Origin of the sequence: Streptomyces sp. NPDC048516 (assembly GCF_043199875.1) — a bacterium.
Classification (GTDB): Bacteria; Actinomycetota; Actinomycetes; order Streptomycetales; family Streptomycetaceae; genus Streptomyces.
Genome location: NZ_JBICWS010000001.1, coordinates 239,626 through 264,660 on the forward strand (window position 1 = coordinate 239,626; position 25,035 = coordinate 264,660).

General features: G+C 68.5%; 25 protein-coding genes and 4 pseudogenes. 17 read left to right on the plus strand and 12 right to left on the minus strand.

Annotation, left to right across the window (positions count from 1 at the left end; translation table 11 throughout):
• Window positions 1-17: 17 nt before the first annotated feature.
• Window positions 18-473: an SRPBCC family protein gene (locus ACGFR7_RS01055; RefSeq protein WP_393311601.1), complete on the minus strand. Its 456-nt coding sequence runs from the start codon at window positions 471-473 to the stop codon at window positions 18-20.
• Window positions 474-908: 435 nt separating this feature from the next.
• Here ACGFR7_RS01055 and ACGFR7_RS01060 point away from each other — a divergent pair.
• The 8 genes and pseudogenes from ACGFR7_RS01060 to ACGFR7_RS01095 all read left to right on the plus strand — a co-directional run bounded on the left by ACGFR7_RS01060 (window position 909) and on the right by ACGFR7_RS01095 (window position 9,375).
• A pseudogene (locus ACGFR7_RS01060) lies at window positions 909-1,758 on the plus strand (short-chain dehydrogenase/reductase).
• 57 nt (window positions 1,759-1,815) lie between these two features.
• Window positions 1,816-2,031, plus strand: coding sequence for a DUF5133 domain-containing protein (locus tag ACGFR7_RS01065; protein WP_393312608.1), 216 nt, complete (start codon window positions 1,816-1,818; stop codon window positions 2,029-2,031).
• Window positions 2,032-2,667: 636 nt separating this feature from the next.
• The gene (locus ACGFR7_RS01070; protein ID WP_364880167.1) at window positions 2,668-2,838 is read left to right on the plus strand and encodes a hydrophobic protein; all 171 of its coding nucleotides are present in this window, start codon (window positions 2,668-2,670) and stop codon (window positions 2,836-2,838) included.
• A 308-nt stretch (window positions 2,839-3,146) separates the two neighbouring features.
• Complete coding sequence (locus ACGFR7_RS01075) at window positions 3,147-3,497, plus strand: PRC-barrel domain-containing protein (protein WP_393311603.1); 351 nt, start codon at window positions 3,147-3,149, stop codon at window positions 3,495-3,497.
• A 315-nt stretch (window positions 3,498-3,812) separates the two neighbouring features.
• A pseudogene (locus ACGFR7_RS01080) lies at window positions 3,813-4,030 on the plus strand (transporter); the annotation flags it as partial.
• 1,480 nt (window positions 4,031-5,510) lie between these two features.
• A complete protein-coding gene (locus ACGFR7_RS01085) occupies window positions 5,511-7,769 on the plus strand; it encodes a catalase (RefSeq protein ID WP_393311605.1) in 2,259 nt (752 codons plus the stop codon).
• Window positions 7,770-7,972: 203 nt separating this feature from the next.
• Window positions 7,973-8,542, plus strand: coding sequence for a DUF2243 domain-containing protein (locus ACGFR7_RS01090; protein ID WP_393311607.1), 570 nt, complete (start codon window positions 7,973-7,975; stop codon window positions 8,540-8,542).
• Between the two features lie 8 nt (window positions 8,543-8,550).
• Entirely contained in the window at window positions 8,551-9,375 is an 825-nt protein-coding gene (locus ACGFR7_RS01095; RefSeq protein ID WP_393311609.1) for a cytochrome c oxidase assembly protein, read from the plus strand.
• Between the two features lie 195 nt (window positions 9,376-9,570).
• On the opposite strand, the gene ACGFR7_RS01100 is transcribed toward ACGFR7_RS01095, so the two are convergent.
• The 3 genes from ACGFR7_RS01100 to ACGFR7_RS01110 all read right to left on the minus strand — a co-directional run bounded on the left by ACGFR7_RS01100 (window position 9,571) and on the right by ACGFR7_RS01110 (window position 10,963).
• Window positions 9,571-9,876 carry a hypothetical protein gene (locus tag ACGFR7_RS01100; RefSeq protein ID WP_393311611.1) on the minus strand — a complete coding sequence of 102 codons (306 nt, stop codon included), beginning with the start codon at window positions 9,874-9,876 and terminating at the stop codon, window positions 9,571-9,573.
• A gap of 242 nt (window positions 9,877-10,118) precedes the next feature.
• A complete protein-coding gene (locus ACGFR7_RS01105) occupies window positions 10,119-10,676 on the minus strand; it encodes a hypothetical protein (RefSeq protein WP_393311613.1) in 558 nt (185 codons plus the stop codon).
• Window positions 10,677-10,807: 131 nt separating this feature from the next.
• A complete protein-coding gene (locus ACGFR7_RS01110; protein WP_359008535.1) occupies window positions 10,808-10,963 on the minus strand; it encodes a DUF6131 family protein in 156 nt (51 codons plus the stop codon).
• 713 nt (window positions 10,964-11,676) lie between these two features.
• Here ACGFR7_RS01110 and ACGFR7_RS01115 point away from each other — a divergent pair.
• Complete coding sequence (locus ACGFR7_RS01115; protein ID WP_393311615.1) at window positions 11,677-12,081, plus strand: hypothetical protein; 405 nt, start codon at window positions 11,677-11,679, stop codon at window positions 12,079-12,081.
• 982 nt (window positions 12,082-13,063) lie between these two features.
• On the opposite strand, the gene ACGFR7_RS01120 is transcribed toward ACGFR7_RS01115, so the two are convergent.
• The 3 genes from ACGFR7_RS01120 to ACGFR7_RS01130 all read right to left on the minus strand — a co-directional run bounded on the left by ACGFR7_RS01120 (window position 13,064) and on the right by ACGFR7_RS01130 (window position 14,361).
• Window positions 13,064-13,369: a transcriptional regulator gene (locus ACGFR7_RS01120; protein WP_393311616.1), complete on the minus strand. Its 306-nt coding sequence runs from the start codon at window positions 13,367-13,369 to the stop codon at window positions 13,064-13,066.
• Window positions 13,369-13,821 (minus strand): hypothetical protein, encoded by a 453-nt coding sequence (locus ACGFR7_RS01125; protein ID WP_393311618.1) that lies wholly within the window; start codon window positions 13,819-13,821, stop codon window positions 13,369-13,371. Before ACGFR7_RS01125 ends, ACGFR7_RS01120 begins: the two co-directional genes overlap by 1 nt.
• Window positions 13,822-14,025: 204 nt before the next feature.
• Entirely contained in the window at window positions 14,026-14,361 is a 336-nt protein-coding gene (locus ACGFR7_RS01130; protein WP_393311620.1) for a helix-turn-helix transcriptional regulator, read from the minus strand.
• A 199-nt stretch (window positions 14,362-14,560) separates the two neighbouring features.
• On the opposite strand from ACGFR7_RS01130, the gene ACGFR7_RS01135 reads away from it, so the two are divergent.
• The 6 genes from ACGFR7_RS01135 to ACGFR7_RS01160 all read left to right on the plus strand — a co-directional run bounded on the left by ACGFR7_RS01135 (window position 14,561) and on the right by ACGFR7_RS01160 (window position 18,926).
• Complete coding sequence (locus ACGFR7_RS01135; RefSeq protein WP_393311622.1) at window positions 14,561-14,923, plus strand: STAS domain-containing protein; 363 nt, start codon at window positions 14,561-14,563, stop codon at window positions 14,921-14,923.
• A gap of 218 nt (window positions 14,924-15,141) precedes the next feature.
• Entirely contained in the window at window positions 15,142-15,486 is a 345-nt protein-coding gene (locus ACGFR7_RS01140) for a hypothetical protein (protein WP_393311624.1), read from the plus strand.
• Window positions 15,487-16,130: 644 nt separating this feature from the next.
• Window positions 16,131-16,808, plus strand: coding sequence for a HemK2/MTQ2 family protein methyltransferase (locus ACGFR7_RS01145; protein WP_393311626.1), 678 nt, complete (start codon window positions 16,131-16,133; stop codon window positions 16,806-16,808).
• A gap of 61 nt (window positions 16,809-16,869) precedes the next feature.
• Window positions 16,870-17,055, plus strand: a complete 186-nt coding sequence (locus ACGFR7_RS01150; protein ID WP_393312610.1) for a CDGSH iron-sulfur domain-containing protein — start codon at window positions 16,870-16,872, stop codon at window positions 17,053-17,055.
• A 71-nt stretch (window positions 17,056-17,126) separates the two neighbouring features.
• Window positions 17,127-18,104 (plus strand): iron-containing redox enzyme family protein, encoded by a 978-nt coding sequence (locus tag ACGFR7_RS01155; protein ID WP_393311628.1) that lies wholly within the window; start codon window positions 17,127-17,129, stop codon window positions 18,102-18,104.
• Window positions 18,105-18,263: 159 nt separating this feature from the next.
• The gene (locus ACGFR7_RS01160) at window positions 18,264-18,926 is read left to right on the plus strand and encodes a 2OG-Fe dioxygenase family protein (RefSeq protein ID WP_393311630.1); all 663 of its coding nucleotides are present in this window, start codon (window positions 18,264-18,266) and stop codon (window positions 18,924-18,926) included.
• A 118-nt stretch (window positions 18,927-19,044) separates the two neighbouring features.
• Here the strand turns inward: ACGFR7_RS01160 and ACGFR7_RS01165 are convergent, their stop codons facing one another.
• Window positions 19,045-20,193 (minus strand): glutamate--cysteine ligase, encoded by a 1,149-nt coding sequence (locus tag ACGFR7_RS01165; RefSeq protein ID WP_393311632.1) that lies wholly within the window; start codon window positions 20,191-20,193, stop codon window positions 19,045-19,047.
• Between the two features lie 591 nt (window positions 20,194-20,784).
• Here ACGFR7_RS01165 and ACGFR7_RS01170 point away from each other — a divergent pair.
• Window positions 20,785-21,189, plus strand: a pseudogene (locus ACGFR7_RS01170) (transposase); the annotation flags it as partial.
• Between the two features lies 1 nt (window position 21,190).
• Here ACGFR7_RS01170 and ACGFR7_RS01175 read toward each other — a convergent pair.
• The 4 genes and pseudogenes from ACGFR7_RS01175 to ACGFR7_RS01190 all read right to left on the minus strand — a co-directional run bounded on the left by ACGFR7_RS01175 (window position 21,191) and on the right by ACGFR7_RS01190 (window position 23,624).
• Window positions 21,191-22,375, minus strand: a complete 1,185-nt coding sequence (locus ACGFR7_RS01175; RefSeq protein ID WP_393311634.1) for a zinc-dependent alcohol dehydrogenase — start codon at window positions 22,373-22,375, stop codon at window positions 21,191-21,193.
• 152 nt (window positions 22,376-22,527) lie between these two features.
• The gene (locus ACGFR7_RS01180) at window positions 22,528-22,695 is read right to left on the minus strand and encodes a DUF5133 domain-containing protein (RefSeq protein ID WP_393312612.1); all 168 of its coding nucleotides are present in this window, start codon (window positions 22,693-22,695) and stop codon (window positions 22,528-22,530) included.
• 72 nt (window positions 22,696-22,767) lie between these two features.
• Window positions 22,768-23,112, minus strand: a pseudogene (locus ACGFR7_RS01185) (arylamine N-acetyltransferase); the annotation flags it as partial.
• A 161-nt stretch (window positions 23,113-23,273) separates the two neighbouring features.
• A complete protein-coding gene (locus tag ACGFR7_RS01190; RefSeq protein WP_393311636.1) occupies window positions 23,274-23,624 on the minus strand; it encodes a CrcB family protein in 351 nt (116 codons plus the stop codon).
• 444 nt (window positions 23,625-24,068) lie between these two features.
• Here ACGFR7_RS01190 and ACGFR7_RS01195 point away from each other — a divergent pair, with 444 nt between their 5' ends.
• Entirely contained in the window at window positions 24,069-24,914 is an 846-nt protein-coding gene (locus ACGFR7_RS01195) for an MIP/aquaporin family protein (protein WP_393311638.1), read from the plus strand.
• Window positions 24,915-25,035: the final 121 nt, after the last annotated feature.

The window sequence follows — 25,035 nt, forward strand, 5'->3', positions numbered from 1 at the left end:
GCGCTCCGGTAGCCAGATCAGGCAGGCTTCCCGGCGACTCCCGCCGGGGCCGCGACGGCCTTGGCGAGGCGATCGAGCATGCTGCGGTTGCGCAGTTGCAGCACGGCATCGACCGCGCTGTTGTGCAGCAGTCCGCCGGGGCCGCGCAGCGGGTGCTCGTCGAAGATCACCAGAGCGTGCTCTCCCCAGGGGCGGACCTCGATGGCGATCCTTGCTGTGCCCAGCCACCCACTGTCGACCTCGAGCTCGAGGTGCCGCGGTGGTTCGTGGCGACGGACGATGGTCTCGCCGGACACCGACCACGGCCCCACGCGCAGGGTGTATTCCAGCGTGGAGCCGCACTCCGGCCAGTCACCGGCCTTCTCGGCCGTCGTCGAAGGGCCCACTACCCAGTCGCTGAAGCGGGACGCGTCAGCCAGGACCGCCCACACCTCCTCGGGGGGCCTCCTGATCAGCCGATGCCGCACGGCCATGCGAGCCTCCTGAAAACGTGACGTAGCCGTCGATTGATCAGCCTAGAGCGGGACAGTCGAGTGGGCCTCCCGACGGGTATCGGGGCAGGTGCGCTGTAGCGGGACTGGTGAGCACGGTGCGTACAGGCGGCGATGGCGGATCCGTGGTCACGGACCTGGTCGAGCCGCACCCTGCCGGTCAAGCACCTCGGGCCGGAGGCCGCACCGATCAGGACCCTCCGGGGCCCTCCGCAGACGCCGTCGGACACCCTCTCGTCGTGATGCGCGCAGTACCGAGCGAAACTATCGTGGTGCGAGCCCTAGGAAGACACCGGCAGAACGCCCTTGCCCTGAGGGAGGAGCAGGGAGAAGTGCAAACATGCCCCCCAGAGCCCTCCGCCGCTGTCAGGTCGGCGCGCGGTGGTGACCGGAGCCGCTCGTGGGCTGGGGGCGTGCATGCTCCGGGCCTTGGTACGCCGTGGCGCGACGGTGCGCTGGTCGGGCTGGAGGAAGCTGAACTGGAGCGGGTCGCGGCGTCGTTCCCCGGGCGGGCACATCACTGGTGTGCCGATATCACCGACGAGGCCGCGCTGACGGAAGTTGCCGCGAGAGTGCAGCAGCAACTGGGGCCGCCGTCGGTGGTGGTCGCCAACGCGGGTGTGGCCGCCGTCGGGTCCTTCTGCAGTCCGACGCGGACACGGACACATGGCGCCGGGTCATCGAGGTCAATCTCATCGGAAGCTCCCTGACCGCCCGTGCCTTCGTCCCCGGCCTCCTCACCACACGCGGCTACTACATGCAGGTGGCTTCGCTCGCGAGTATGACCGCAGCCCCGATGATGTCGGCGTACTGCGCGTCAAAGTCAGGCGTCGAGGCGTTCGCGCACGCGCTGCGTGCCGAAGTGGCACACCGCGGGGTGGATGTGGGCATCGCCTATCTCAGCCGGGCCGATACCGACATGATCAACGCTGCGGTCCTGCGGGAACTGCGTGCGCGTCTGCCGTGGCCCGCGGGCAAGGTCTACAGGCCGCAAGCAGTTGCCGACCGCGTGGTCGGCGGTATGGAACGGCGGGCCCCGGCCCTCTACGCCCAGCCGTGGTTGCGGGCCACACAGGTGATACGGGCCGGCCTGCCCGCCCTCGTGACCCGCTGGTTCCGCGATGAGCTGCCGAGGCTGGTACACCAAGGCGACTACGAGGACAGCGGTTTGACCGGCAAGGGGGGGCAGAGCGGCGACGCGTTGAAAGGGCCGGCGACTGAGCTCCGCGAAGCCAGGGAAAGCCCGGGGGCCCCGCCGCAGGCATGACTGCGGCCGTTGGGGACACACCCTGAGAAGAGTTGATAAGGAGCCTGAATCGTGTTGATGCCCCACCCGAAGGACGTGCGGACCCTTCTCAGCCGGTATGCCGCTGCCCGGTTGGCCCACGCGGAAAGGGCAACTCTGAAGTCCGCCACAAAGCTGGACGACGTGCCGTACACGTTGTGCGTGGCCACAGCGACCACAGAGATCAACGACGCCCTCGCAGCCGCAGACCGCATTCTGGCGCAGGCCCCTCCCGCTGCCTCCAGCCGCCCGTGAGGGCGTGGGGAGAATCAGCCGGGTAACGCATCCGCAAGCTGAAAGCCGCTGGGGCAGATGCTTGCCTTCAGGCCGCGATCACGCCTGGCACAAGCAGCGGTCGGGCACCGGGCCGTCGCCGCTGCCCCCTGAGCGCAGCCCCGTTGGACACATGCGCGGCAGGGTAGGCGTCCGGGGGTGTCGTCGCCCAGCGCGCCCGTGCAAAGGTGCCGCGGCGGCAGCAGGTGCCCTCGGGCGATTCGTGGAGGCCCAGGGCAGCGGGGCGGTACTCGCCCGGCAGGGAGGGAAGCTGGTCGGGGGGGGGGGGGGGGGGGCGGGGGGGGGGGGGGGGGGCCCCCCCCCCCCGCCGGGCCGCCCCCCCCCCCCCCCCCCCCCCCCCCCCCGACTCCCTAGGGAAGTGGTGTTCCGCCGGTGGCATCGACGATCTCAGCGGTGATGTAGCAGCGATTCCGTCCTGCCTTACAGGCAGATTTTCTTCCGTGACGGTGGGTCGCCTGTGTGGTGATCTTTTGTCTGGCAGCCCTCCGAAATGTCGTCCGCGCGTCTCGCTGCATCCCTGATAGCCGTAGGCATGGGAAAGGCGCGGCGTTTGGTGAAAGTCTTTGAGGGCACGCGGTGCCTTGGAGGTTGATAACTATGGTTCCCCTGCTTCTCGTTCTTTTGCTCGCGCTGATTCTGTTCGGTGCCGGATTTGCGCTGAAGGCTCTGTGGATCGTGGCGGTGATCGTTCTTGCGGTCTGGTTGCTCGGATTCGTGCTGCGTTCCGCCGGAGCCGGTGGCAAGCGCGGTCGCTGGTATCGCTGGTAGAGAAAACAAGGCGAGACTGGGGGTGGCCCGGCACGTGTGTGTCGGGTCACCCGCGTGCACGCACATATGCATAGGCTGCGGCGAGCGGTGCAGGAGTTTTTCCAGTGTATTGGTGATACGCGACAGGGTAGTCAGCGAGTAAGTACACCGCGCCTCTCACGCGTCGGCCGCCCGCTCGTTGAAGCCCGGAAAAATCCCACCAGTGCCGGGTTAAGTTCAAATGGCGGGGAACGCGGAGCAGTAAGGAACCGCCCTCGAACGAGAGCGCTGTTCGCTCATCGCACGTCCTCAACGAAGGAGCAGATTCCATGAATGACATCTGGGGCTATCAGCCGACCACTGGTTACACTGCGGGCGCGAGCCTGATCGGGTACAAGGTTGAGGCCACTGACGGAAGCATCGGTAAGGTGGACAAGCACTCGGACGAAGTGGGCGCTGCGTATCTGGTCGTCGATACCGGAGTGTGGATCTTCGGTAAGCACGTCCTGCTGCCCGCCGGCACGGTGAGCAGCATCGATGAGGCGGAACAGAAGATCTACGTTGCGCGCACCAAGGCAGAAATCAAGGATGCGCCGGAGTTCGACAAGGACAAGCACCTCGGCGACGCTGGATATCACGAGCAGGTAGGCATCTACTACGGGGGCCAGCACCGCGCCTGACTCGGCCGGGCGGTTGGCAGGAAAGTCTTGCCAGCCGCCTCCCTGTTCTGCAAAGCCGTCAGACAGCTTCGACGGTCGGTGTGCACGACGAGCAAGCTGTGCTTGCGCACTCTGCTCGGTCGGCTGACGGGCAGCGGGGAAGCCACTGGCAGACCGTGAGTCCATTCCGACTTGCTGAAGGTCTGATCCCGTGTTGCCGAAAGATTGTCAACGCTGCCTTGTGGACCGCTTCAGTGGGCTGCGACCATCACAGTTCGTCCGGATCGCGTACGACGGCGATGATCGCCTGAGCCGCCATGGCGAGTGCGCCGACCAGTGCTCCTCGGGCTGCGCGACGGCGTGAACCGTATTCAGCGCAAGCAGCACCGCGCATACCAGCGGCTGCGGAACTCAGGTTGACCTCGTGCCCGGGTTCACCCGCGACGTCACCGGACTGGGCACCACAAAACCGGCGACCTGGAGGTGCAGTTGCGCACCGGAGGGACCTGGAGCGCGCCCAGGAGCTGTTCCGCGCGAGCTACGCGGCGGCGTGAACCGGTCGACGGCCGCAGGTACTCTCCGCGGCCTGAAACGAGGCCGCGGACAACATCTGCGGAAGGGCACCACGTCGGCCGACTGCCGCGACGATTCGGAGCACGGCGACGGCTTCGGTTATGCCTCGCGCTTGGCGTACGCGGCGAGCGAGCCAGCACCCAGCTCAGCTCCGGCAGGTGAGCCCCGACCAACGCAGCAACCCGTGAGAAGGGCGCGAAGCGACAACACCGCGCCCGTCTGGGAGCCTCGGCACGAGCTTAGGCATCGTCCTGGCGAGCGCGGTGGCGGGCAGCCTCGGCGCCATTCCTGCTCCGTCAGGGAGTGGCGGCTCGCGATGCAGTGGCGGGACCCGTCGCAGCGGTTCGGCCGGTGGAAGACGGTCTGTGAGTGGCACCATTGTGGCGACCGACGAGACCCCGGATGAGTACGCGGCATGGGAGCTGTTTCCCGTGCGAAGTGGCGAAAGGTGGCAACGATGAACGATGTCGCAGTCGACAGCAGAGCTGATGCCGGTCCGACACCAGACGGCCCGCCCAGGCCGACAGAGCCTGAGGCGCCGGAGCCGCCGCCCGGCCCCCAGGATCCCGTCCACCCCAAGCCCGAACCGCCATCGCCACCCGGCCCGGAGAAGGACCCGCAACCAAAGCCCGAACGCGAACGCAGCGACTCCCGGGCGGGTTCATCATCGCAGTAGGCGCAGCCGTCGGCGCGATTCGCCGGCGCGCCCGAAACGGCACAGGCCTCCCACAGCTGCCGCTGCTGACTCGCATGCGTGCTCCGCCGCCGGAGCAACGCACGACCGACGGCCGGACTGGGCAAGCCCCGGTGAAGAGCATGACGTCCCCGGTCTCCACCTCAGGACCATCCGGGAGATACCAGAGGGTCTTCAGCGCCACCGCCAGCACATCACCGTACCGCTTTCGCTTCGGGCGCTGATACGCCTGCACGGCATCCTCAACGGCCAGTGGATGCAGTTCGAGATATCCACTCAGCTCTCCCAGATCACGCTCGTCCGGCGGAGGGCGAGTTCGCGTGGGTGCGCCTGGACTGAGTTCGCCCCGCACCTCGACGCCAAGGCCGTGCAGGGGGCTGAGCGGCTGGGCTTGCCAACGGACAGTGGCAAGCCGGCGAGGCTGGTCCAGGAGGGCGGCGTAGCTGCGTTCGCGTCAGCACTGGTGCGAGCTTCTTTGGACAAATCGGTGGTGGACGATACGCGGCACGCGGCAGCGCCTGACGGCTGAGGCAGGGCCCGCTTGGTTCGTGCCCCCTTGTAGGGAACCGCTGCTCTTGCCGCGCCGATAAGTAGCGGTATCTACGCAATGCGAATGGCCGATTGAGCTGCTCCACCGCGGGCAGTCGGCATAAGGGCCGGGCACGATCGACGTGGTGCGGGCCATCGAGCCGCCTTCGAAAGCCGCCCTGATCGAACCGATCTTCACACCCTTTTCGCGCCGCCTTCGACCGAGGGGAAGAGAGAGCATGGCCTCCAAGGATTCAGGGAAATCCGCTGCGACGCAGGCCGCCGAGGTGGACGAGGCGATTCCTGGCAAGCCTGTGCCCGAGCCGCCGACGGTGGCAGAGCCCACCGAGGTGCGCGGACCGCTGCCCCGCAAGCCGGACCAGGACGGCCCGCACACTGTCAGTCCCACCGGCCAGGCGACCGGCGCCGACCAGGCCAGGAGGGCTCAGAAAGGCCCCTTCCTGACCACAGCCCAGGGCAACCGCCTGCACGACACCGATCACTCCCTCAAGGCCGGCCCCCGTGGCCCGGTACTGCTCCAGGACCACCACCTGCGGGAGAAGATCACTCACTTCGACCACGAACGCATCCCCGAGCGTGTGGTCCACGCCCGAGGTGCGGCCGCGCACGGCGTCTTCCGCGCCTACGGCACCGCCGCGAAGATCACCAAGGCGGCGTTCCTGGGGGCGGACGTCGAGACGCCGGTGTTCGTACGCTTCTCCACGGTGCTGGGGTCGAGGGGGTCGGCCGACACGGTCCGCGACACCCGCGGCTTCGCCACGAAGTTCTATACCGCCGAGGGCACCTTCGACCTGGTCGGCAACAACATCCCGGTGTTCTTCATCCAGGACGCGATCAAGTTCCCGGACGTCATCCACGCCGGCAAGCCTCACCCCGACCGGGAGATCCCGCAGGCCCAGAGCGCGCACGACACCTTCTGGGACTTCGTCACCCTGCACACCGAGGCGACCCATCACACGCTGTGGAACATGTCCGACCGCGGTATCCCGCGCTCGTTCCGGATGATGGAGGGCTTCGGCGTCCACACCTTCCGCCTGGTCAACGCGGAGGGCTTCACCACCCTGGTGAAGTTCCACTGGAAGCCGAGGCTGGGCGTCCACTCCCTGGTCTGGGAGGAAGCCCAGATCACAGGCGGCATGGACCCCGACTTCCACCGCCGCGACCTGGCCGACGCCATCGAAGCCGGGGCGTACCCGCAGTGGGAGCTGGCCGTCCAGACCTTCCCCGACACGCCCGAGCAGACCTTCGAGGGCATCGACCTGCTCGACCCGACCAACATCGTTCCCGAGGAGCTGGCACCCGTCCAGCCGATCGGTTTGCTCACCCTCAACGCGAACCCGACGAACTTCTTCGCGGAAACGGAGCAGGTCGCCTTCCACCCCGGCCACCTAGTGCCCGGTATCGACGTCACCGACGACCCGCTGCTGGCCGGCCGGCTGTTCTCCTACCTCGACACCCAGATCACCCGGCTCGCCGGCCCCAACTTCGCCCAGATCCCGATCAACCGCACCCACGCCCCGGTCAACGACATGACGCGGGACGGCTTTCACCAGGACGCGGTGCACACCGGCGTGGCGCCCTACCGGCCCAACTCCCTCGACGGCGGGTGCCCCTTCCTTGCCGGAGCGGACACCGGCGCCTACATCGAGGTACCCGTCGAACTCCCGGCCGCGCAGAAGGTCCGGGAGGCACCCGCCAGCTTCGACGACCACTTCAGCCAGCCCCGCCGCTTCTGGCTCAGCATGTCCCCGGTCGAACGCGAGCACATCATCGCCGCCTACACCTTCGAACTGGGCAAGTGCTACGAACAGGCGATCAAAGAGCGCGCACTGCAAGTCCTCGCCAACATCGACCCCGAACTCTGCGAAGGCGTCGCCACCGGCCTTGGACTGCCGGCCCCCGAGGCCGACCGCCCTCTCGCCTCCGTCGACCCCAGCCCCGCACTGTCCCAGATCGGCCAGACCTGGCCGCTGGACGGACGCATCATCGGCATCGTCGCCGACGACAACAGCGACCTCGGCGGAGTACGCGCCCTGCGCCGAGCCGTGCTCGACTCCGACATGGTCCCCCTGGTCATCGCCCCGGCCGGCGGCAAACTGGACCCCCACGGCGAGCCGGTCACTGTGCAGCGCACCTTCGCCACCGCCCGCTCCGTCGAATTCGACGCCGTCGTACTCGCCGGAGCCCCTGGGCCCGGCAAGGACGCCCACGGTGCGCGTGACGCCAAGGCCGGAGACCCCACCGCAGGCGACCATACCGAGACCGACCCCCGGGTCCTGCTGATGCTGTCCGAGGCATACCGGCACGGCAAGGCACTCGGCGGCTGGGCCGGCGCCGAGGAAGCTTTCCAGGCGGCCGGAGTGCCGACCGCCGCCCCCGGCGTGGCCCTCGGGAGAGACGGTCTCGCCACCCTGCACCAGATCACCCAGCTTCTCGGCCGGCACCGGGTGTGGGAGCGGTTCTCCACGCATGCCTAGGGTGTGGGCCGCCCCGCGGTGACGACGAGGGCGAGGGGCGTGTCCGCTGCTCCCGCGGGGGCATGCCTCCCGCGTGGCCGGCGCGCTTCCTCGGCCCGTGCCCGAAGCATCCAGATCGTAGGGGTGAGTGGGTGACCCGGACCGGGCAGACGGGAAGCCGTTGGACGGACAGATGCGTGCACGGGCGACAGGGAGGACGTCGGATGAGGGCCACCACACCGGACGGAACCCGAGGGACCGCAGCGACGTCCCGCAGTGTCCAACTGCCCGGAATCATTCTCGGGGTGGGGCTCGGCGGGTTTGTCGACGGCATTCTGCTCCACCAGCTCCTGCAGTGGCACCACATGCTCACCAGCACCAATCACGACCGCATCGGGGTGAAGTACTACAACCCCCACACCGTGTCCGGGCTGGAAATGAACACCGTGTGGGACGGCATCTTCCACACCGTTTGCTGGGTCGCGGTCATCCTGGGCCTGGGCATTCTGTACTCCCGCGTCACTCACCACAGGCGGGCGGTGTGGGGCTCGCGCGTGCTGTGGGGTTGGATCCTGGCCGGCTGGGGCCTCTTCAACCTCGTCGAAGGCATCCTGGACCATCAGGTGCTGGGCATCCACCACGTCCATGGGGGCCCCTACCAGATCTGGTGGGACATGGGCTTCCTCGTCCTGGGGGCCCTCCTGCTCACCGGCGGCTACCTTCTGCAACGTACTGGTCAGCCGTTCGACCCTGACGCCCCGCCAAAAGCGAGCCGCCGCGCAGGGGACAGGTGAGGGCCGGCATGCACCATGCACGCCATGACGCGGGCACCGCCGTGTTCGGGGTGTGGTGGCCGGCGCTCGTGCTGCTCGCCTGCGCCGGTGCCTACCTCCTGCTGGCCCGCCGGGCCCGTCACCGCAACCCGGCCCGGGGCTGGAGGAGGTGGCGGTCGGCCGCCTTCCTGGCCGGGCTGGGGCTGCTGGTGCTCGCCCTACTGCCACCGCTGGCGCCGTTCGCGCACACCGACTTCCGCGGCCACATGGCCCAGCACATGCTGATCGGAATGTACGCGCCCCTCGGGATCGTGCTCGCGGCGCCGGTCACACTGCTGCTGCGTAACCTGCCGGCGGCCCGCGCCCGGCAGGTGACAGCGCTGCTGCACGGCCGCGCGCGGCTGCTGGCCCACCCGGCCCCCGCGCTGCTGCTGAGCACCGGCACCCTGCTCCTGCTGTACTTCACGCCGCTGTTCCACCTCGCGATGCAGCACCCGGCGGGACACTGGCTGCTGCATGCCCACTTCCTGCTGTCGGGCTGCTTGTTCGTCCACGTCATCGCAGGGCCCGACCCCGCTCCCGCTCGCCCCGGCGTCCCCGCCCGGCTGGTCTGCCTGGGCCTGGCAGTCGCTGCGCACGCGCTGATGGCGCAAGCGATGTACGGCGGGTTCTTCGTCGATGTCCACGCGCCCATCAGCCAGGTCCAGGGTGGCGCGGTGATCATGTACTACGGGGGTGACCTCGCCGAGCTGATGCTGGCGGCCGCTTTGGTCGCCACCTGGAGACCGGTCCGTCGGCGACCCGAAGACCGCCATGGTCCCGGACCGGCCCTCGGCAGCTTGGAGGTGGGGTAGGAGACGGCAGCGAGGTCGCCGGCAGAATCGCGGCCGGCGGTGGGGGCCTGGGCTGCGGTCGGCCGTCGCGCAGCCCCCCGCGACAGTGAAGGGCCTCGTCACCACCCGGGCCAGGTGGGTGGAGGACGAGGCCCTTCAGTCCCGCGGAGCCGGCAACTGTGTGCCGGGCAGGCGACGCCGTCCGGGGGGCGGGCGTCAGGTGTTCAGCAGGCGGTTGAAGAACGAGCGGTATTGCTGAAGGGCGACGCGGAGTTCCTCCGTCGCCACTTCCTCGCCGCGGTGCCACTGGCCTTCGAGGCCCTGCTTGTGCTGGGAGAAGGTCGTGGCGAGCGCCTGCATGACCTCGGCGACCAGGGTGTCCGCCGCTCCGACCGCCTCGCGCGGATCGTCGACGAATTCGCTCTGGATCCGCTGCCACCTGCTGCGGAACTCCTCCTGCTCGGGCCCGAGCAGCGGCGCGTCCGTCGCCTGGGCCTCCGCGTCCCGGTTCTTCTCGGGCACGGGGGCCCGGCCTTCGCCTTCGGGCCCAGAGGTTCGCCGGTCTGCCGCAGTGGCCTCCCCTGGAAAAGTCGGTGGCGCCTCGGCCGGGGGCTCCTGGGCCGCGCTGCCTACGTCCTGCCGCGTGCCTGCCAGGTCCTCGGTGGACAGGCCGTCCGCTCCAGGCTCGAGTGGATCTCTCCGCCCCATCTTTTTGCCTCCTTCTTCGTCCGGGCCGCGCATTGTCTGCCGGGTGTCGCGCAGGCTCATGCCCTGCCCTCCGGCGGGCGGTGGTCGTTGTGGAGCAGTTCCGTGAACAGGGCGCGGTAGTGCACCATCGCGCCCCGCAGCTCCTCCGTCGTTGCCTCGTGCCGTGTGCTGCGGCCATTGACCTCGTGGGCGGCGCGGTAGTGCTCCAGGGTGCGCCCGTGCTCCACCGACAGGTCACTCAGCTGCTGTTCCAGTCCCTCGGTCGGGTAGCCGCGCTCGCTCATGAGCGAGGTCACCAGCCGGTCGGCCTCATGGACCGCGTCGTCGGGCTGGTCCACGAACCGTTCCTGCACCCGGTCCCATTCGTGGGCGTACCGGTCCCGGCTCGAGGCCGGAAGCTGTTTGATGTGCAGCGCGTCGTGGCGTTCCTCGCGCTCACGCAGATCGCGCTCAGCCGCCCTGCGGCTGCCTTTCGTCTCCACGGCCCGTTCGTACTCCGGACCGAACCGCTTTTGCAGTCGGCGGCGACGCATGATCATGCCCGCCACCAGCGCACACACCAGGATCACGACCACGACGGCCACGATGATCGCTATGAGCGTCCCAGGGGACATCGGGTCCTCCGCTATCAGTTGCTGACTCGACAAGTGAGATCACTTCATGACCGGCGTCGCGGAACTCCATGTCCGCGGGCCGCCCGCTTGGGGCCGGTCTCCGGGCTGGCCCGCCACGGCCGCCGGCGGCGCTACCAGTAGTGCTTTCGTCCCGCGACGGCGTGCCCCATCGTGCCGAGGAGCCACAGAATCGCGCCGATGGCCACGAGCACGATGCCGATGGTCCACAGGATGGATATGCCCGTCACGAATCCGATGACCAGGAGAATGATGCCGAGAACGACCATGACAGCTCCGATCTCGCATAAGTGTTCCCCTTTACTTTCATTCCGGTGCCCGGCAACCGCAACTGCTGCCCCGCCGGGCAGCCAGGTGAGGGCGCGACACCAGAACAGGCGACGGTGGCGGTCGGGCGCGACGGAGGCGGGAGTCGAGGTCCAAGTCCTCGGCCTCCTCCCTCGGTCGCCCGCAGGAAACTGACGTAGCCACGGGTGCCCGGGCAGCGGACGAACTAACGTCGCAAGCCTCCGAAGTGCTGCCCCGGGCCTCCGGCGTGGTGCCCCGGCGAGGCGCGGCACGCCGGCCGTGACTTTTCCTCAAGGAGGCGCCGGAAGGCGCGGTACCGGCGCGGGGCGCCCGAAGGAATCGCCGCGCGCACCGCCGGACAAGGAGCAGGCACGCTCGGGCGAGACGGCGACCGCCAGCAGGACTCCACGGCGTCGGCTGCCGGCTGCCGACAGCCGACCGAGCGGGCTTTCCTGCCGGACACCGGGGCCCTTTCCCGGCCCGCTGAAACGGAAGGGAGCCCAGCACGTCGGCCGGACCGCTCCGGCTGGTAACCGGCTGGGGAGTTGTAGGTGTGGAGTGATCGGGTAGGCGCTCCCGAACGCCGGAGAAGCTGACTCCTGGCTGTTGCTTGGCACGCACCGGTCACGGCCGCCTGATGGAAGAAATGAGCCGGGCCCGAAGCCGCGAGCGGCACTCGGAAAGGAAGGTCACAGTGAACGACGGGGAAGAGGCTGCACAGAACAACCAGGGCGCGGCGCGAGTCCAGGTGGAGGTCACCGGCTGCCCGCCCGAGGACGCACACACCGTCTTCACGGCGCTCGACGCCCTTTTTGTTTCCGACCGGGCGAAGGACGATGTGCCCCGGGAGGCGGAGGGGGCGGGGACTGCTGTGTGGGCTGCGACCGTTGACGTCTCCGAGGCACCGGCCCAGGCTGCACCGTGCCGGCTGACCGGCCCGGTGACGGTCACGGTCCAGGGCAGCTACTGGGCGGCCGACCGGCTGCGGGCCGGCCTGGGGTCCGCCTTCGCGCTCCAGGACGTCGGGGCGACATCCGGCGATCAGGAGCAGGAGGTCCAGCTGCGACTGGACAACCGCGAGGCACAGGGCGGCACCTGACAGCGTCACCGCCATGGAGAAGCCCCGGAGTCTTCTTGGCACCAGGCATTCGCCCCCTTTCCAGCTGCCAGTTGGGCCAGGTGGTCACCGGAGCCGCCGACGGCCCGGGACGCAACCGGCTCGAGGTCTCCAGATCCTGGTCGATCTCGGCCGCCGCCCGGTCCAAGAGCGCGCCCGCCGCATGGAGCTGCACGTCGACAGCACCCAGGTGGGCGTCGGTGTGCGGGTCCGGCCTGCGGCGTGCCGCACTCCGGAGGGGCTCGGCGACCGCGAGCGCCCGCCGTACCAGCAGGCCGCCACGCCGATACCGCCCGCCGTGCTGGAAGCCCGGGCGCTGCACGTACCCCTCCACCTCTCCGACCGGCACGGCCGGCAGATCCGTGATGCGTATGTCGGGGGTGTCGCTGCCGGCCATGCCAATGGCCTGCCATGTGCCGTTCACCGGCCGGCAGCCAGGGCCCTCCGTGCTGATCGCGAACAACCGGCGGCCGTCTTCGGCGGTAGCGGTGACCAGGGCATGGGTGCAGCTGTGGGCGCCGGAGCAGTACGGCTTCAGGCCGTTCAGGCGCCAGCCCGCTCCGGTGCGGGTGGCGGTGACACCTTCGCCAGGCGGCTCGGCGGCCCGTGCTCCCCATCGCTCGCCGGTGCCGGGCGCCGGTCCTCCGAGTTCCGCGAGGATCGCCACGGCGTCGACATGACCTTCGACAAGTCGTGCCAGACAGCGGTCCCGCTGGGCGACGGAGCGCAAGGCTGCCAGCCGTTGCTGAGTGCGACCGGAGCCGGGCAGCGGAAATTCCAGGGCCCCGGAGGCAATGTCCGCGACCACGGAGACGAACTGCCCGGCGGTCTCCCGGCGGGCTGCCCCGGGGCTGAGACCTGCATCCCCGTCCGGGTCATCAGTTCTTCCTCACAACAGAACCACCCTCACCGCCGCCAGACCGAACCGCAACGGGCCCTGGTGGTCGGTGTCGACCTATTCGGGTCACGCGCCCTGTGGCCCGCGCGCCGCCGCCACGATCCTCTCCAGAGCCGAGGCGTGCCGCTGAAACGTCTGCCGCCCGTGTGCGGTGAGCCTGAGGTGGGTGTGGCGGCCCGTGCGGTTCCGTGTTTTGCGCACCTCCACATAGTCGGCGTCCGCCAGCGCGGCGACCTGTTTGGACAGTGCTGAGTCGCTGGTGCCCACGGTGTCGCGCACGAAGCTGAACTCCACCCAGTCGGCTGGAGCCAGCAGCGCGACGACAGACAGTCGCGCCTGAACGTGCAGGAATTCATCGAAGTCCGGGTCCATCAGCCCTGGTCGTCCCTCTTAATGATCTTCTTGACGATCGGACGGGTCGCATAAGTGGCCACCAGCGTCGCCAAAGCCGCGACAGCCGCGGCGGGTACGGAGGGAATCGACAGACCGATCAGGCGGGCGACGATCAAGGTCGCGATGAAGACCGCGACAACAGCTGCCCCCAGCCACACGGTGAACAGCACCTCAGCGCGGGATTGCTTCCTGCGTACGCGGGCCTGGCGGTACTGCACGAGCAGCCCGCCCGCGATCAGGGCGCCCGCCACCAGCTTGACGACGAGGCTCCAGGGGTTCGGCAGATCGACGGACGAACCCATGGCAAACACTGCCAGTGCCGCGATGAGCCCGTAGGTGCCGGACGAGACGTGACGCACGTACTCGTCACGGGTCTGTTCCTGGCGGTGGTGTATGGCGTCGAGTGCGGTCTGGGCATCGTAAGAGGTCATGCGCATCCCCGATCAACCGGCCATCCGAGTACTTTCTTGGAAGGAAAGTACCACCTTCTTTCTCTTGAGGAAAGAAGGTGGTAGGTGTTGCCTGTCCAGGGCTGGTGTCCACGCGGCCCGGCCCCGGACGGCTGCTGATGGCCTGGCGCCCGCCGTAGGTCAGAGGTGGTTCGCGCCCCGGCAGCCGTGGCGTGGTGTCCGTTGCTACGTCTCGGTCAGCGGTGCTGGCTCGCCGGTGCGGCGGGCTTCGTCCTGGACGAGCAGAGAGAGGAGGGAGGCGACGGTGAGACCAGCCTCAGCCGGGTGCCGCAGTACCTTGGCGGGCTCGATCCGGTAGGTGTTCGCGCGTCCTTCCCGCTTGTGCGACAAGTACCCCTCTTGCTCAAGATCCACGATGATTCGCTGCACGGCGCGCTCGGTGAGGCGGCAGTGGGCAGCGATGTCGCGGATGCGGGCGTTCGGGTCGTCGGCGATGGCGGCCAGCACGCGCGCGTGATTGGTGATGAACGTCCATCCGTTGTGAGGGTCAGGCACTCCCATGCGGCCATCTTAGAGAGGCCCTTGGCCGACACCAAATACATGACATATATTTCGTGTACTGCGCTGCGCATGTTGATACTTCGACGTCGGCAGGTCTTCAGGGAGGGCGAGCGGGGTGGACGTTCGGACAAGGGTGGTTGCGACAAGACGCGTTTTCGGGGCGCAGTCGTCCACGCAACTTACGAAGAGGGAGAGCAGGGTGGGCCCGCCCGCCCTGGTGAGGATCCACAGTGACCCGCACACGGAAGAGATCGTGGTGGCACTGCGCGGCGAGATCGACTACGCCTGCGAAGAGATGCTTCTGCGCTGTCTCACCAGTGCTTTGAGCGCCTCTGCCCGCGGAATCGTGATCGACCTCAGCAAGGTCTCCTTCTGCGCATGCTCCAGCGTGAAGCTTCTGCTCGCCATCCGTCAGCTGGCACAGCGACACGGCAAGACCATGTCCCTGCGAGCGCTCAGCCCCGTGGTGCACCGTGTGCTTGAACTGTCGGGCACGCTGCACTTGTTCACCACCAGCACCGCCCGAGGTCAAGACGACTGTTCGAGGGGGGTTTCCCGATGAACAGCCATCAGTCCGGGACCGGGTCGTTCCGCCCCGCCCGCCTAGTGCGGGTTCACGTTCGCACCCTCAGGCATCTCCTTCCTCGCCGAGAACAAGTGATACCGGGTCCGGGTCCCCTCCGGCAGCCGGGAGACATGCGGAGGGGCCGCCAGGGTGAATCCGCCACCACGGCAGCGCCTCACTCCCGAGAATCGAACACGCAAGCGCATTCTCAAAGTGTGGTCACTTTCGGCTTTCCCGAGGATCTGCTGAAGACGCAGCGGGAGCTGCAGCAGGTGAACGCCGAACTCGACGCCCTCTATGAGCGACTGCCTTGGTCGGCCGAACCGCTGCCCGGCTGGACCCACACGCGGGGCAAGGGCTCCTGCCACGAGACCGAGCGGGATGGCTCTCCCGGCTGGACCGAGGACGAGAAGGCGGAGGTCGCCCGGCTGCGCGCCCACCGGCTGGAGCTGGTGACCACGGTGATCACCCACCCGTTCTGGGCTACCTGCGACGACGCCCCTACGGCCCGCAGCGCTCTCGAGCACGTCCACGACCGCCCGGACGAGCCCGTGGCTTAGCGATGGCGACCGGCGGGGCGGCGAAGCCGTTGTTGCACCGCCGAGGTGGCCGACGGGGGCAGTGGGCAGCGCGCGCAAACCGGCGGGGTCCTGTTGGCCAGGCCGAGCCAGGCACCCCGGTCGGCGGCCACGACAGCCAGCGGCAGGCGCGGAGGGGCGCGGCCGGCGGTGTCGGTGGTCTGCGCGGTGTTGATCAGGTGCCGCTCGGGGGGTGATGCCCCGGAGCGTGGAGGCCGGGCGGCCACGGTCGCGGTGTGTGCGGAGTTCGGGGCGCCGGTGCCCTCCCGCTGCGGTGGGACCAGCCTGGGCGGGAGGCCCCAATACCGTCGTCATCGACTGGGCACAGTGCTGCGACCCGCTGGTGTCGGTAGGCCACCGGTCGACCGCGTGCAGGATGCGCGCCGCCATGGCGTGCTCCATCAGCGTGAGGCGTCGGGACCGGGGGAGGCGCGACAGGTAAGAGGAGCCCACGGAGGACTGATGCGATCGCGGTGGGCTGCGCCGTGAAGCGTACTCGCCGGTCTCGGCACCCGGGGGGTGCCGCCGCTCAGGTGGTCGGCGCACGGGTTTGGCAGCAGGCTGGGAAGCACGGATGCATCAATCGCTCGGGTGCTTGTTCTCGCCTCGCGGGCCGGAGGTGTCACATGAGCATGGGGACGTTGTCGCTCGCCCGGCCGCGTACGTTGGTCCTGCCTGGTGTTTACCGGCCGCAGGAGGACACACGGCTTTTGCTGCGTGCTCTGTACCGCGAGGGCGTGAGGGCGGGGACCGAGCTATTGGATCTGGGGTCGGGCAGCGGGGCCCTGGCGGTCGGAGCGGCACGGCGTGGCGCCCGGGTCACCGCGGTGGACATCTGCTGGCAGGCCGTGCTGACCACGAGGGTCAATGCGTGGCTTTCGAGGCAGCGGGTCACCGTCTGCCGCGGCGACCTGACCGCGGCGGTTCGTGGCCGCTCTTTCGACATGCTCGTCAGCAATCCGCCGTACGTTCCCGCGGCCGGCCACCGTCCGCCCCGGGGGCCGGCCCGCGCTTGGGACGCGGGACGCGACGGTCGACTGCTCGTGGACCGTATCTGCGATGCCGCGCCGCGGGCGCTGCGTCCCGGGGGCGTACTGCTCATGGTTCATTCCGGTCTGTGCGGCACCGAGGACACCTTGGAGCGGCTATCGTCCGCGGGGCTGCGGGCGACGGTCAGCGACCGCGCGGTCATACCGTTCGGCCCGGTCCTGCGCTCCCGGCTGGCCTGGCTGCGCTGCCGAGGCCTGGTGGCCGAGGCCCAGGACGCAGAGGAATTGGTGATCATCCGTGCCGAGAACTCCTGAGCGTCCACGCCGCATCACTCTCGTCCGTAACGGCCCGCTCCTGGTGGAGGGGCCGGTGGAAGTGGCCGGTGACGACGGTTCGGTAGCCGTCTCCCGCCGCTTCACCGTCGCGATCTGTGTGTGTCGACGCAGCCGCAGCTACCCCTGGTGCGACACCAGCCATCGCACTCGTTGCAAGCCCGCGTCCGCTCCCGCAGACAGCGCCAACTGCACGGCAGGGGACCGGAGTCGGGCAGGAGAACAGTGATGACAGACGATCTCGGAACTGCCCGGCCCGGCAGGCCCCAAGTTCCGCCACCGCGCGGCTGCCTGTCCCGCATGGTGACCTCGTGGCTCCGCACCGGGGAGGGGCCCCTGCCAACCCGGGAGGAGGTCCGGCGCGAAGGCCCGTACGGGGCGGATCTCCAGCTTGCCCTCTACGTACTGTACGAACTGCACTATCAGGGCTTTGACCACGTGGACGACGACCATGAATGGGCTCCCGAACTGCTGGTGGTGCGGCGCTACCTGGAAGAGGCATTCCTCTCGGCGCTGCGTGCCGACGTCGCGGCGCTCGGTGTGCGGGAAGCAATGGACGGTCTGCTGACGGAGCCCGCCGCCGACGACGGCACCAGCGTCAGCCACTACTTGAAGCGCGAAGGGCGGCTGTGGCAGCTGAGGGAGTACGCGGCCCTCCGCTCGCTGTACCACCTCAAGGAAGCGGACCCGCATGCCTGGGTCCTCCCTCGTCTGCGGGGCCGCGCCAAGGCCGGGATGGCCGCCATCGAATTCGATGAGTTCGGCGCCGGACGTGCCGAGGACATCCACGCCCAGCTCTTCGCCGACCTCATGGCAGACCTGGCACTGGAAACCGAATACGGGCACTACCTCGACCTGGCCCCCGCCGAAACGCTCGCCCTCGTCAATCTCATGTCCCTGCTGGGACTGCACCGGTCCCTGCGAGGGGCACTGATCGGCCACTTCGCCACGGTCGAGGTGACCTCCTCGCCAGGATCACGACGTCTCGCCGAAGCCATGCGCCGCACAGGCGCCGGCCCCGCAGCGGAGAGGTTCTACGACGAGCACGTCGAAGCGGACGCCGTCCATGAACAGATCGTCCGCACAGAAGTGGTCGACGCTCTGTTGAAGGACGAGCCGGAGCTGGAACCCGATGTCGCCTTCGGAATCGGTGCCACCACACTTCTCGAGGGCCGACTTGCCACCTCTCTCCTTGCCGCCTGGCGGGAGGACCGCAGCGCACTGCCGGCACCGTTGCCGCACGTCCGCGCCCGCGAGCCCGCACGGAGCGTGACCTGAAAGCCGCGTCCTCATCAGCTGGACGGAGAACGACAGGAGGGTGTGATGGACGAGACCACCGAGAGCCTCTGGGATCCGGCAGGGATCACGCGCTTCCAGGAGCCTCCGCCCGCCGTGACTGCGGCGCGCGCGTCCTTGGCCTCGAGCGGAGTCCATCTCATGCCCGCAGTCGCCGTGAGGGCACACTGTGGCGCCGGAGAGGAGGACTGGGCGCGCTTCGCCACGCACTGGGAGGATCTCGCCCGGGACCGGTACGCCTCCGAACGCGGCACCTGCCGACTGCGCCGCTACGGACAGTTCTCGCTCACCCCCGCCACCGGTCAGCTGTCCCGGTTGCCGGACACCCCGTTCGTGCAGCCGGACCGGAGCAACCCGCTCTACGTGGACGTCGACCGGCACTTCGATCCGCTCACCGACGCGTTCGTTGCGGACCCCCTTCTGCGCTCGGTCGTGACGCTGCTGGGGGATCTCGCGGGCGCCCTGGAACCCGCCGCCTGCTGGATCGCGAAGGTCCATCCGTTCCGGGTCGTCGCCCCAGCCGGCGGCGAAGGACAGCCGACTCCGGAGGGCCGGCACCGCGACGGAGTGACACTGGTTTCGTCCTTGCTGGTCGGCCGCTACCATGCGACCGGGGGCCGGAGCGCCGTCTTCGCTCCGGACGGGCACGAACTGCTCTCGGCCACTCTGGACGAACCCGCGAGTCTGCTCGTGTCGGACGATCGCCACACGTTGCACAGCGTGTCGCCCATCCGCCCGCTGGATCCGCCCCGGCCCGGGCACCGGGATGTGCTGGTCACCACGCTCACGCCGGCCTCACAGTGAGGTGTTCCGACAGTGTCCCGACGGATGCCCTGGCTGACCTTCCTTGTCCGGGCGTGAGTGGCGGGGGCGACCGGACTGAGCGCCGATGGAGGACCCCCGCCGCAGCGGGGCACGGTGTTCACCCCCTACGTCGGCCGGACGTCAACTGCACAAGGTCGTCCACGACATCCGCGACATGTGCACGATGGCGCCACGAGGCCCGCTGACGCTGAGCGCCGCAGCCCCGCCCGGCGAGCCGGCGCAGGAAGCCCATGGCTCGGTCGAGGTCCCCGTGCTCCTCCAGCGCGGGACGCACAAACTCGACGAGCCGGGCGGCCTGCACGGAGCAGGGCAGGACCCGGCCCGTCAGCGCATCGACCCCCTTGCCGGCCCACCCGTCGCGCGCCGCTCGCCAATAGGCGGCCCGAACCAGTTCGCTGCACGTCTCGGGGCCCGTGTGGCCACGCCGCACCAGCGCACCTGCGGTCAACACGAGCGCCCGGATCAGCACCGCCAGGCCGACGGTGTCCGCCGCCTCCGCCTGGACATCCATGACCCGGACCTCCACGGTGGGGTACCGGGGATTGGGTCGCACGTCCCAGAAGGGGACGCCGGCATCAAGCATCGCCTCTGATTCCTGCAGGGCGGCGGCAAGCCGCTCATAGTGGTCCAGGGACTCGACATACGGCGGGGCCCCCAAGGCTGGGAACCGGCCCCTGATAACGGTGCGCCAGCTGGCATATCCCATGTCACGCGCGTGCAGAAATGGCGAGTTGGCGCTCATCGCTACGAACAGCGGCAGCCACGGCCGCAGGTGATTGCCGACCAGCACCGCCTCCTCCCGGTCCGGCATGTGTACGTGGATATGCGCGGCGCAGATGGCAAATCCGTCGAGCAAGGTCCCGAACTGGTCAAGGCCGGCCCGGTAGCGCGGATGGTCGCCGATGATTGCCGGGCCCTCGGGTCCTATGACCGGTGTACCGGAAGCACAGATGCCGAGCCCTTCGGCCTGCGCGGCCGACGCGGCGGCCCCCCGCACCATCACCAGCTCGTCGTACAGGTCGGCACCCCCTCGGCAAGGGGGCGTTTTCACCTCGACCTGACACTCATCGAATTCCCCCGAAACGAGATCACCTACCGCTTCCCGGGCACGCGCCACCACCCGGCCGGCTCGCGATGCCACCGCCCGGCTGCCCGGATCAATGAGAAAGAACTCTTCCTCCACGCCCAGGGACGGGGCGCCGGCACGTCGCTCCGGCACAGAGCCGGAGCAGGGCATGCTGTTCATCGCCGCACCAGGACTGCTCCATTCGGGCGGCCGTAGGGAGCGGGGGGAGCAACTGGTCGAGCAGGTCCACGGGCTTCTGACTCGGGCGGACTCCCTGGCGCTCCGACGAGGAAGGACTCGTCTTCGTATCTGCTCGTTTCATGCATCTCCATGACCGGCGAGGTGAGGTGTATCGACGACCGGACCGCGCCACCACAGCAAAACTCGGGAGGGTCCGGCACCGGCCTCTCATCCACCGGGGCCCGCCGGGCCACGTCGGCGGCATCGGGGGAGCCACCGCCCTCATAGAGCGCGCAACAGACCAGCGGACACACAGCATGGGTACCGGAACCCTCGATAGCCTTCACCACCATGGTGCGTGCCTCCTTGCTCCGCTTCTGTCTACGCCGTGGCGGGCCAGGGCGCGACTCCGGGAATGCGGGAGGCGCACGGTAGTGCCCGGTGACCGGGGGCGCAGACACCTGGTTGCACTAACGCTGTCTGCTGCCGGTTCAGGTAGGAGCCGCTGGGCGCGGGCCTAAGGAGTCCTTTCCTATTGATCTTCGTGTGGCACGGTGGAGGGGCAGGCGATCGCGTGCCTCCGGGGTGAGGTTGATTCGGTCGAAGCCGTGGGAGATCAGTGACGAGCTGTGGGCGGTGATCGAGCCGCTTCTTCCCAGGCATGAACGCCGCTCTCGGTATCCGGGGCGCAGACGGATCGATGACCGCAGGACGCTGCAGGGTGTGTTGTGCGTGCTCTACAACGGGATCCAGTGGGAGTTCCTGCCGCAGGAGCTGGGGTTCGGTGCGGGGCCGATGTGCTGGCGGCGGCTGGCCGGGTGGCAGGCGGCCGGTGTCTGGGATGAGCTTCAGCAGGTCCTGCTGGACCGGTTGCGGGCGGCGGACCGGCTGGGCTTCTCCCGCGCCACGGTCGATGCCACGCAGGTGCAGGCCGAGCGTGGGCGAAGCCGCCCAAAAGTCGGCCCGAGCCCGGTTGACCGTGCGCGGACGGGCTCGTTCAGGGTGTGAGGACGGTCTTGATCATGCCGTCTTCCTTGGCCTGGAAGGTCTTGTAGGCGCGCGGCCCTTCTTCGAGGGGCAGTGTGTGGGTGGCGAAGTCGTCGACACCGAGGACGTCGGCATCGGTGAGGAGCGGGAGGATGTCGGGAACCCAGTGCTTGACGTTGGCCTGGCCCATGCGCAGCTGGATCTGCTTGTCGAACATCGTCAGCATGGGCATGGGGTCGACGGCGCCCCCGTAGACGCCGATGAGTGAGATGGTGCCGCCGCGGCGGACGGCATCGACGGCCGTGTTGATGGCAGCCATGCTGTCCACGCCGGCTCGGCCCATCATCTTCGCCCCGAGCGCGTCGGGCAGCAGGCCGGCGAACTGCTGGGCTGCCTTGGCCAAAGGTGTGCCGTGTGCTTCCATGCCCACCGCGTCGATGACGGCGTCGGTGCCGCGACCCTGGGTAAGGCTGCGGATTTCCTCGCTCACGTTCTTTCCGTGTTCGTTCCAGTCCAGGATGTGCACGCCCCGGGTGCGTGCCCGCGCCAGACGTTCGGGGACGAGGTCCACGCCGATGACCTTGCTTGCGCCCTGATGCAGGGCGATGCGGGCGGCCATGTCGCCGATCGGCCCCAGCCCCAGGACCGTGACGGTCCCGCCCTGCGGGATGTCGGCGTAAGCGACGGACTGCCATGCGGTCGGGAGGACGTCGGAGAGGTAGATGTAGCGCTGGTCCGGCGGGCCGTGGGGCACCTTGACGGGAAGAGTGTTGCCGAAGGGGACGCGGAGCAACTCCGCCTGCCCGCCGGGGACCTGCCCGTAGAGCTTGGAGAAGCCGAAGAGAGAAGCGCCCATTCCGCGCTCGGTGACTTGCGTCGTCTCGCACTGTGACTGAAGCCCTTGGCTGCACATCCAGCATGTCCCGCAGGAGATGTTGAAGGGCACGACGACCCGGTCCCCGACCGACACTGCGGTGACCTCCGGCCCGACCTCCTCAACGACACCCATCGGCTCATGGCCGAGAATGTCACCGGGATCGAGGTACGGTCCGAGCACCTCGTAAAGGTGCAGGTCAGACCCGCAGATCCCGGTCGACGTGATACGAACGATGATGTCGGTCGGGTCCACGATCTTGGGATCGGGGACCGTGTCGATGCGAACGTCACGCTTACCGTGCCAGGTCAGAGCCCTCATAACGTCTCCTTAGGGTCGCAGTGCCTTGCCAGGCCGCTATTACCTAGTCTGTCCCTAATTGACGCCGATGCGCGCAGGACCGTCGGTGATGGCAGGAGAGGGAAGATCACAGTTCCCGCTCTGGGGGTGCCAGAAACGGTCCCCCTGTCTGCTCAGGGCGCGAGGAGAGAGTCGTCATGCACCTGAGCTCCGGGGAGTCGGTGGCAGGCGGCGAGCAAAGCTGCGTCCACGTCGGAGGTGCCGGTGGATATGCACAGGGCGCAGGCAAGCTCTGTTATTCGTCCACGCGTCTCCGTGCTGCCCGCCTTCCGCGTGTACAGCGTGCAGAACCTCGTACTCGTCTACGAGCTTGCGTAGTACTGCGCAGGGTGGGCCATTAGCATGCCGACTCCTCAGCCTGCGGGCTCTGGTGTTCTCGGGGACTCGGTTCCGGTCACCAGCGGCACCGGCAGCAGCAGCGCACCGACCGGGCCGAAGCCCACATCCGCGAGATATGCCTGCGGCTCGCCCGCCATCGTGACCTGCAACATCGAATGGGCCCGAGGACGGCTCTCCGGGCTCTGCGCCCCCAGCACCACCCGCCCGGCCAGCGGCGTCACCTGGAACCCCAGCACCTCCAGGGACAGCCGGAGCAGAGCGTTGTGCTCGTAGCAGTAACCGCCGCGCCGGCCGTGGACCATCTTGGCCAGCAAATCGGCCGGGGCGAGGGAAGGGACCTGCCCGGACAGCGAGTCCAGGCAGCCTGATCACCTTCATCCACCGCGCCGGGAAGACGCCGGGAAGACGCCGGGAAGACGCCGGGAAGACGCCGGAGAGCGACAGGGCGAAGGACGTGTGGGATGGGCATGAAGACGCTGTCCCGCACCCGGCAAGTCCGGTGATTCCGGCGGATGCAGCCTCAACTGAGGCTGAGAAAGACCCCCATGGCTGCGGCGGACACCCCGATGAACCAGCCGGTCAAGGAGTTGAGCAGCGCGACCCCGAGTCGACCGCTTACGAGCAACCGACCGGCCTCGTGGCCGCAGAAGCTGAATGCGGTGACTACCCCGCCCAGCAGAATCGTGCCGCTGGTCATCCGATGCAGGTAGGCCCACCCCGCCAGCACGCCCAACAGGAAGCACCCGACGAAATTGAGGACAAACGAAACCCAGTGCGTAGGATTGCGGAAACGAGCCCGAAGGTGCCGCTCCATCCCGTACCGCAGCGCCCCGCCGCTGAATCCGCCCAGCAGCATCAGTAGTAGAGACACGGGAATCTCCCTCTCGCGAAACGCGCGGCAACGGAGTCGTGGTCGCGCCGCCGGCTGGTACGACGCGAGGGGCATCGCGCAGCGGACGCGCTCACCGGCCGAAAGCGGAGTCTCCTCTTGCAGCTGTGATCGACCCTCTCGAACTGCACGTCAGGTGAATAACGTTGACGCTGCCCGGTCGAAACGTCGCGGTTTCGGCGAACCGTTCCGCCCGGCTTCTGCACAATATCCCGTGGCTCCCGGCCGGGAATCCCCTCGCGCGCGGGACGAATCGCCGAATGTCACAGGACAACTCGGACGGAGCAACGACATGGCCCCGTCGGAGTGATTACGCCTTGTCAGCCGGACTCCGGGTGGCGTGAGGTCCGCAGTCCCATCATGATCAGGCCCAAGGTCCGACGCCGGCACACTGAGCTCTGAATTGCCGAGGAGACGCCGATATCCATGAGCGAACCGGTTCACAAGCCACAGATTTTCCGCGAAATCTGCGCGGAATTCGTTGGCACGATGGTCCTCATTCTCTTCGGGTGCGGCGTCGTGGCTCAGGTGGTAGCGGGAGGTGCCCTCACCGACCCGAAGGGCGGACTGGGCAACCACGACAGCATCGCCTGGGCCTGGGGGCTGGGCGTCACACTCGGCGTCTATGTCGCGGCCCGCCTCAGCGGCGCCCATCTCAACCCGGCCGTGACGCTGTCCCTGGCCACCTTCAAGGGCTTCCCGTGGGCCAAGGTCGCGCCCTACGCCCTCGCCCAGACAGCCGGCGCCTTCGTCGCCGCACTGCTGGTGCGCTGGAACTACACCGAGGTGTTGGCCCGGGCTGATCCGACGCACAGCATCAAGACGCAGTTCGTCTTTTCCACACTTCCGGGGAACGGTTCGACCACGGCCGGAATCCACGAATGGGGCGCATTCCGTGACCAAGTGATCGGCACCGCCCTGCTGCTGCTCCTCATCTTCGCGATCACCGACCTGCTGAACACGCCGCCCGGCGCCAATTTGGCGCCCTTGATCATCGGCTTGGTCGTGGTCGCGATCGGCATGGCCTTCGGCACCGACGCCGGCTACGCGATCAACCCGGCACGCGACTTGGGCCCCAGACTCGCCAGCTTCATCACGGGCTATCGAGGCGCCTGGCGAGACCAGTGGGGCAACCTGTATTTCTGGGTGCCCATCGTCGGACCGCTGATCGGCGGCGTTCTCGGCGCCGGCATCTACAAGTTTCTTATCGGCAACTTCCTGCCCACTGCCGAACCTGAGCCCACCGGCCGGGTCCCCGCCCCGGAGTCGTAGTCACGAACCATGCCGACCGAGGCCTCTACAGCCCTGGGGACGAGCCGCGCTGAACGACGTCGCCAGGGCAGGCAATCTCTCCCACGTGGCTTTGTCAGTAGGTACCGGTTCTGGCTCACAT